Here is a 6174-nt window from a genome sequence, read left to right as displayed (position 1 = left end):
GGTTAGAAGTGGAAGTGTGGCGACACATGTAGCGGACTAATACTAATAGCTCGAGGACTTATCCAAAGTAACTGAGAATATGAAAGCGCACGGTTTTCTTGATTTGAATAGATATTCAATTTTGAGTAGGTATTACTCAGAGTTAAGTGACGATAGCCTAGGAGATACACCTGTACCCATGCCGAACACAGAAGTTAAGCCCTAGAACGCCGGAAGTAGTTGGGGGTTGCCCCCTGTGAGATATGGAAGTCGCTTAGCTCTAGGGAGTTTAGCTCAGCTGGGAGAGCATCTGCCTTACAAGCAGAGGGTCAGCGGTTCGATCCCGTTAACTCCCATTTAAGCGGGTGTAGTTTAGTGGTAAAACTACAGCCTTCCAAGCTGTTGTCGCGAGTTCGATTCTCGTCACCCGCTTTGAACTTTGTTCAAAATACCAAGTTTTTAACTTGGGCGCGTAGCTCAGGTGGTTAGAGCGCACGCCTGATAAGCGTGAGGTCGGTGGTTCGAGTCCACTCGTGCCCATAAAGTTTGGTCCGTTGGTCAAGGGGTTAAGACACCGCCTTTTCACGGCGGTAACACGGGTTCGAATCCCGTACGGACTATTTTGGAGGATTACCCAAGTCCGGCTGAAGGGAACGGTCTTGAAAACCGTCAGGCGTGTAAAAGCGTGCGTGGGTTCGAATCCCACATCCTCCTTTTTCATTAACGCGGGATGGAGCAGCTCGGTAGCTCGTCGGGCTCATAACCCGAAGGTCGTAGGTTCAAATCCTGCTCCCGCAATAAGGCTCGGTAGCTCAGTTGGTAGAGCAATGGATTGAAGCTCCATGTGTCGGCGGTTCGATTCCGTCTCGCGCCATTTATATATTTTGGAAGGGTAGCGAAGAGGCTAAACGCGGCGGACTGTAAATCCGCTCCTTCGGGTTCGGGGGTTCGAATCCCTCCCCTTCCATTTTACGGGCATAGTTTAAAGGTAGAACTAAGGTCTCCAAAACCTTCAGTGTGGGTTCAATTCCTACTGCCCGTGTTAATAAAATTATGGCGGGTGTGGTGAAGTGGTTAACACACCAGATTGTGGCTCTGGCATGCGTGGGTTCGATCCCCATCACTCGCCTATTTTATATTATTGGGGTATAGCCAAGCGGTAAGGCAAGGGACTTTGACTCCCTCATGCGTTGGTTCGAATCCAGCTACCCCAGTTACTATTTGCCGGCGTGGCGGAATTGGCAGACGCGCTGGACTCAAAATCCAGTGTCCGCAAGGACGTGCCGGTTCGACCCCGGCCGCCGGTATAGTATTAAAGACAAGGTTTTCGGACCTTGTCTTTTTTTCTTTGTTGTGTGTCGAGTTACCAATTTTTTCCATTTTAAAATAAATCATCAAGTTTATTAGCCAATGTTTTCTGTTTGCTAGGGTACAAATGAGAATAAGTATCAATTGTTGTTGTAATGGATGCGTGTCCTAATCTTTCTTTGACAACAAGATAATCTTCTCCTTGATTTATAAGTAATGATGCATGAGAGTGTCTCAAATCATGAATTCTTATTTTCTTTAAATCTTTATCCCTTTCTAGTATTTGCTTAAACTTCTTATCAATCATATTTTTTGTAATTGTTATTGGCGTACTCTGTATTATTTGTAGTTCTTCAGTATTTTTCGTAAATTCCTCAAGTTTTTCTTTTTGTTTTACTTTCCAATCTATTAGCATTTCTGCTAATTTCTGATTTATTGTTATATTTCTAGTTCCTGATCGTGTTTTTGTTGTATTAATGTAGCTTGTATTATTGACAAAGTATACCGTTTTGGTAACGTATATTGTATTTGTTAAAAGATCTATATCATTCCAGTTCAATGCGAGGATTTCTCCCATTCTCATCCCAGTAAAGAAAGCAATCACGAAAAACAGGTCATAGCTTATTTCATCATCTTGAATAAGTTCTCTAAATCTCGTGAATTCTTCTATACTCCAAAATTTGATATTAGGCTTCCTAATTGGTAATTTTCTCAGATTCTCAACAGGATTTTTATCAATGAGGGATTTTCTTATACCAGTATCAAAAATTTTTTTAAGTAGAATTAGAATTTTATTAATTGTATTGTAACTTAATGTTTCATTTTCATTTTGTTTTTTAGGTTTTGTTTTTAGGTATTCACGAAATTCGAATATATGGTCATACGTTAATTTATTTAAATTTGTATCTTTAAAATAAGGCTTAATATGACGCTCATAATTGTTTCTTTGTGTACTTGTATAGCTTATTTTTCTGCCATTTTTCAGATCATCTTCTTCAAGTAAGTCGAATAACATATCTGTTGTCACTACAAAGTCAAATTGTTTTTCTTTCAATTCTACAATTCGAATATGTTGTTCTAGCTCTAGGGCTTCCTTTTTAGATTTTAATCCTTTCCGAATGATACGTATTCTTTTTTGTGTGACTGGGTGGAATCCATTAGAAACATCAACGGTCCATTTACCACTTTTAGTTTTACGAATAGTCATTCATTATGCTTCTTTCTGGAGTTCAATTCCTAATAGTTCTTCAGCGACACTGGCTGGAATTGTACCAATACGTTTGTTATCATAGATGTTAAAACCACGATTCACTAATAGTAATTTGCCGGTATGGATAATCTTTCTTGCAGTTCCTGGAGCAAATCCAAGTTCGATAAGGTCATCTTTTGTTACAGTTTTAATCATGTGATCTCCTTTTCTAATTAGATTAACTAAGGGGAGGATTAACTCCCCTTGTATTTTACTTATTTTTGTTTTACATCTACTAAATGGATAGCATCAGCCTTGTAATACATTGTCGTGCTAATCATAGTAGCTTGTAAATTGTCAAATGTAACTGGTACTTCATCCATTGCTTGGATATAGTCATTATCAACCAAGGCATCTGGATTGTCTACTGAGACTTGGGTTGATTTCTTTTTGAATTGTCCATCCTTGATTGTTACATTGTATTTCCAACCAATGATTTTATCGGTATTAAAACGTCTTTCGCTACCATCTCGGTTTTTGATAATTTCTCCGTTTGCATCTGCTCGGACTTCCGTTTCAAATTTTGGAATGACTTCATCCAATTCAAATTTTGTTCCAATGTTATTAAAATTCCAGTCATTTTGTGAAAGCATTTTTGCCATAGTTAATTTCTCCTTTTAATATTTTCTTTGATTGTAGGGATCAAATCCTCTCGTTTAAAGAGTATTGCTCTTTCTATTAATCCACTTGCTAAATCTGGTGGATATTCCATATTGTTGAGTGCGAGATAGTTAGCTTTCTCATACTCATGCAGTAAGTTATTGTCGTATAGAAATTTATACGCTTTTAGAATAGCTCCTGAACCTTTATAGGTAAACCATTCTAATTTTTGTTCTAGTTCTGTTTTTGATTTTGAAATAATGATAGAGACGGGTTTTGAATGGCCTAAAAACTTTTCCCAAGATCTCAAAGGTTTTGAGAAATAGCTATCACTATAGAACCTCACTTTTTCTTTGAGATATCCCTTGGTAAAGTTGAGAAGATCTATTTCTGAATGCAACCATTCTTGAATGAAGTAGTGAGCTTTTTCTTTCCTAAGTTCTAACTCAGTTCTTATCCAATTTTCTATATACCGCTTGCTGATACCGAGCTTCTCAGCTCGTTCTAAGCGTTTATCGTAAATTCTAAGTCTTTCGTCATCATTGGGTTTTCTCAAATATAAGGTCTGGCCGATTGTTTCATCTCCGTAGGTATTGTAGTAGGTGCTTTTTCCATATATAAAGCGTTTCTTCTGACAAATCTTTAGAAGCTGATTAGGAGTGAAATAGGGTGTTTCATTAAAATCATCTATTGCAATATCAATTCGTCTTACTGAAAAATGATTGTAATTGTAGTAGAGGTTGTTCAAAAACTGTCTTTCGGACAGACTATTTGGATCTAATACCATATCTCTATAGAACTCGAGTGCCTGTCCTGACATGACAAGCATGTAGGACGACTCTTTCGCTCCATAGTAGATACGGATATTCCCATAATGAAGCTGGCTATCATAGTTATAGTATTTAAGGCTCCCTTTATTCTCAATAAATAGGTCATAGTCAAGAAATAGAATGTCTTCGATTATTTCTCTTGGCGAAAATTCAGTCTTATCAAACTGAATTTGAATCCAGTCAAATACAGAACGTAAATGTTCATTTTTTGCCATAGATTTTGATTCAACTTTTTGCTTAATTTTGCCACCCTTAAAATCTCCGAAACCCTTGGAAATACTGAATTCTTTCGATGGTACACCTAACTTGCAGAGGGTGGTGTTACTACACACCCTATCGGTCAAAAATGGTCCGTCCGCATCTACGCTCATTTTCGGCTTTCTGCCTCATGGCTCAGCCGAAAACTCGCTATTAGCCGAACCTATTTTTTGACCTCTTGTTAACAAACCCTAGTAAGCCGGTTTGCATCGACTCTTCAATATCTTGGATTTTCTTTTTTAGGTTGGAATTCTCAATTTTTATCAGTCGTATTTCTCGTTTAAATTCCTGTTTCAAGGCGCTCAGTTCATCGTAGAGCTCATCTATTACTTGGTTTAGGGATTCTTGCTCATTATCTGCTAGACTCCCAAATACGGCTTGTATAGCCTCTTTGAGACCTATTTCAAGTTTTAGGTTAGCTAACTTTTGAAATTGTCTAAGGTCTTCGTCTGTAAAGTCATAGGCAACTGTATAACTTAATTGATGAGTTCTTGGATTTCTACTGATAGGAATTTTAATTTTCTTAAATTCCTTGCCACTTATCTCTCTAATCAGTTGAATCCAATTTTTAAGAGTAGAGGTAGAGTTTAGGCCAGAAATTTGATTGACTAACTCTTTATTGGTCATCTTTTTGTGAAACCTCCGAAATTTTCTTGTGCAACTGAAGAGTTTTCTGTGGTATAATTGTTACATAATATGTTTTGATCTTGGAACGAACGGCACATTTGTTTCAAGATTTTTTATTTTGTCGAATCCTACCTCCTTTATTAAAATTTTTTAAATCGACTACTAGTTACATACGCTTTTACCTCCTTTTATGCTATAATATTCTCAATGGAATATTCAATCTCAAAATAAATATTCCTTATGGAATAATTCTATTTTATACCGTTTAGAATATTTTGTCAAGCTAAAATATACGAATAAGAATATCTATAGGAGAATTATGTATACAGAGGATTATAAATTTTCAGAGAGGTTAAAAACTCTCAGAAAATCAAAAAAGTTAACTCAAGTACAAATATCGGAATTAATTGGAGTTCAACAAGGGACATATTCTCGGTGGGAGAATGGAACGTTAGAACCAGGATTAGAATTCGTTGTGAAATTAGCAAATATCTTTGGGACTACTACAGATTATTTGCTGGGACAAAAACCTTATTCAATTATCAGTAGTTTACCTCTAGAACAATTAGATCTTACCAATATTGCAAACTTTTCAAAGGATGAGTTTGATATTTTGAAACATTCAATAGCAGTTTCGGTGGCAAGAAATAAAATAAAGGCAACAGAACTAAAAGATAGAGTTATAGAAAAAAATCAGTTGTCAGAAAAAGATGCAGAACTTTTGAATAAGATTTTTGAAGAAGTTAAAACTTATTGGGAAAATTAGGAGGACGCTAGTCTTCAAAATTCCCTCCCAAAATGTGTCCAAAATATTGACAGAATTCTAGCTTTTCATTATAGTTCTTATGGAACTTTTTTTCTACAACAAAATAGGCTCCATAATATCCATAGGGGATTTACCCACTACAAATAGTATAGAGCCGGTTTTATTAATGTCCTGCATTTCCTAATAAGTTAACCATGACAACACCAATGATAATCAAAATTAAACCGATAATGCTATAAACATTTAGTGTTTCTTTGAAAATCATTACTGCGATAGAGGCTGTCAAAACTAAACCGACAGCTGACCATGTTGCATAAGCTATTCCTAAAGGAATTTTTTGCATTGCTAGTGAGAGGAAATAGAAACAAACGCCATAGCTAAGTAGGGCAGAAACGGTTGGAATAGGCTTTGTAAAACCGTCTGATAATTTCAAAAGGTTAGTTCCCAATATCTCTCCTACAATGGCGATAAAAAGATAAAAGTATGACATGTCTTTAACCTCCTATATGTCATGTTTTTGCTCTAAGAGCTATTATAGCTATCCGTTTTTTATAAAT

General features: G+C 36.4%; 7 protein-coding genes, 12 tRNA genes and 1 rRNA gene. 14 read left to right on the top strand and 6 right to left on the bottom strand.

The window, feature by feature from the left end:
* Positions 1-142: 142 nt before the first annotated feature.
* The 13 genes from rrf to CJ239_RS09015 all read left to right on the top strand — a co-directional run bounded on the left by rrf (position 143) and on the right by CJ239_RS09015 (position 1286).
* Positions 143-258: ribosomal RNA gene (gene rrf, locus CJ239_RS09075) — 5S ribosomal RNA — on the top strand.
* Between the two features lie 4 nt (positions 259-262).
* Positions 263-335: transfer RNA gene (locus tag CJ239_RS09070), tRNA-Val, on the top strand.
* Between the two features lie 5 nt (positions 336-340).
* Positions 341-411, top strand: a tRNA-Gly gene (locus CJ239_RS09065).
* 34 nt (positions 412-445) lie between these two features.
* Positions 446-519: transfer RNA gene (locus tag CJ239_RS09060), tRNA-Ile, on the top strand.
* 8 nt (positions 520-527) lie between these two features.
* Positions 528-599: transfer RNA gene (locus CJ239_RS09055), tRNA-Glu, on the top strand.
* A gap of 4 nt (positions 600-603) precedes the next feature.
* A tRNA-Ser gene (locus CJ239_RS09050) sits at positions 604-693 on the top strand.
* A gap of 10 nt (positions 694-703) precedes the next feature.
* A tRNA-Met gene (locus CJ239_RS09045) sits at positions 704-777 on the top strand.
* A gap of 3 nt (positions 778-780) precedes the next feature.
* Positions 781-853, top strand: a tRNA-Phe gene (locus CJ239_RS09040).
* 12 nt (positions 854-865) lie between these two features.
* A tRNA-Tyr gene (locus tag CJ239_RS09035) sits at positions 866-946 on the top strand.
* A gap of 4 nt (positions 947-950) precedes the next feature.
* A tRNA-Trp gene (locus tag CJ239_RS09030) sits at positions 951-1021 on the top strand.
* Positions 1022-1035: 14 nt separating this feature from the next.
* A tRNA-His gene (locus tag CJ239_RS09025) sits at positions 1036-1108 on the top strand.
* A gap of 13 nt (positions 1109-1121) precedes the next feature.
* A tRNA-Gln gene (locus CJ239_RS09020) sits at positions 1122-1193 on the top strand.
* Between the two features lie 9 nt (positions 1194-1202).
* Positions 1203-1286: transfer RNA gene (locus CJ239_RS09015), tRNA-Leu, on the top strand.
* A 74-nt stretch (positions 1287-1360) separates the two neighbouring features.
* Here the strand turns inward: CJ239_RS09015 and CJ239_RS09010 are convergent.
* From CJ239_RS09010 to CJ239_RS08990, 5 genes are read right to left on the bottom strand one after another with little or no spacing between them, the layout of a single operon-like run.
* Positions 1361-2494 (bottom strand): site-specific integrase, encoded by a 1134-nt coding sequence (locus tag CJ239_RS09010; RefSeq protein WP_049510267.1) that lies wholly within the window; start codon positions 2492-2494, stop codon positions 1361-1363.
* A 3-nt stretch (positions 2495-2497) separates the two neighbouring features.
* Entirely contained in the window at positions 2498-2692 is a 195-nt protein-coding gene (locus tag CJ239_RS09005) for a DUF3173 domain-containing protein (RefSeq protein ID WP_000598356.1), read from the bottom strand.
* Positions 2693-2751: 59 nt separating this feature from the next.
* Positions 2752-3138 carry a hypothetical protein gene (locus CJ239_RS09000; RefSeq protein WP_001096843.1) on the bottom strand — a complete coding sequence of 129 codons (387 nt, stop codon included), beginning with the start codon at positions 3136-3138 and terminating at the stop codon, positions 2752-2754.
* Positions 3139-3140: 2 nt separating this feature from the next.
* Positions 3141-4337, bottom strand: a complete 1197-nt coding sequence (locus CJ239_RS08995; protein WP_045616578.1) for a replication initiation factor domain-containing protein — start codon at positions 4335-4337, stop codon at positions 3141-3143.
* Between the two features lie 40 nt (positions 4338-4377).
* On the bottom strand, positions 4378-4851 hold the full coding sequence (locus CJ239_RS08990; protein WP_049502267.1) for a hypothetical protein: 474 nt from the start codon (positions 4849-4851) through the stop codon (positions 4378-4380).
* A gap of 319 nt (positions 4852-5170) precedes the next feature.
* Between CJ239_RS08990 and CJ239_RS08985 the strand changes: the two genes are divergently transcribed.
* A complete protein-coding gene (locus CJ239_RS08985) occupies positions 5171-5617 on the top strand; it encodes a helix-turn-helix transcriptional regulator (RefSeq protein WP_000287814.1) in 447 nt (148 codons plus the stop codon).
* Positions 5618-5780: 163 nt separating this feature from the next.
* On the opposite strand, the gene CJ239_RS08980 is transcribed toward CJ239_RS08985, so the two are convergent.
* Positions 5781-6107 carry a multidrug efflux SMR transporter gene (locus CJ239_RS08980; RefSeq protein ID WP_009732038.1) on the bottom strand — a complete coding sequence of 109 codons (327 nt, stop codon included), beginning with the start codon at positions 6105-6107 and terminating at the stop codon, positions 5781-5783.
* Positions 6108-6174 lie beyond the last annotated feature (67 nt).

It is taken from the genome of Streptococcus sp. UMB0029, assembly GCF_002871495.1.
GTDB lineage: Bacteria > Bacillota > Bacilli > Lactobacillales > Streptococcaceae > Streptococcus.
The sequence above is the reverse complement of the archived record's forward strand: the minus strand, read 5'-3'. Positions and strand labels throughout refer to the sequence as shown.

Bases quoted from the DNA above. Each gene is read 5' to 3' on its own strand.
- CJ239_RS09010 (WP_049510267.1), bottom strand. From the start codon at position 2,494: ATGACTATTCGTAAAACTAAAAGTGGTAAATGGACCGTTGATGTTTCT.
- CJ239_RS09005 (WP_000598356.1), bottom strand. From the start codon at position 2,692: ATGATTAAAACTGTAACAAAAGATGACCTTATCGAACTTGGATTTGCT.
- CJ239_RS09000 (WP_001096843.1), bottom strand. From the start codon at position 3,138: ATGGCAAAAATGCTTTCACAAAATGACTGGAATTTTAATAACATTGGA.
- CJ239_RS08995 (WP_045616578.1), bottom strand. From the start codon at position 4,337: ATGAGCGTAGATGCGGACGGACCATTTTTGACCGATAGGGTGTGTAGT.
- CJ239_RS08990 (WP_049502267.1), bottom strand. From the start codon at position 4,851: ATGACCAATAAAGAGTTAGTCAATCAAATTTCTGGCCTAAACTCTACC.
- CJ239_RS08985 (WP_000287814.1), top strand. From the start codon at position 5,171: ATGTATACAGAGGATTATAAATTTTCAGAGAGGTTAAAAACTCTCAGA.
- CJ239_RS08980 (WP_009732038.1), bottom strand. From the start codon at position 6,107: ATGTCATACTTTTATCTTTTTATCGCCATTGTAGGAGAGATATTGGGA.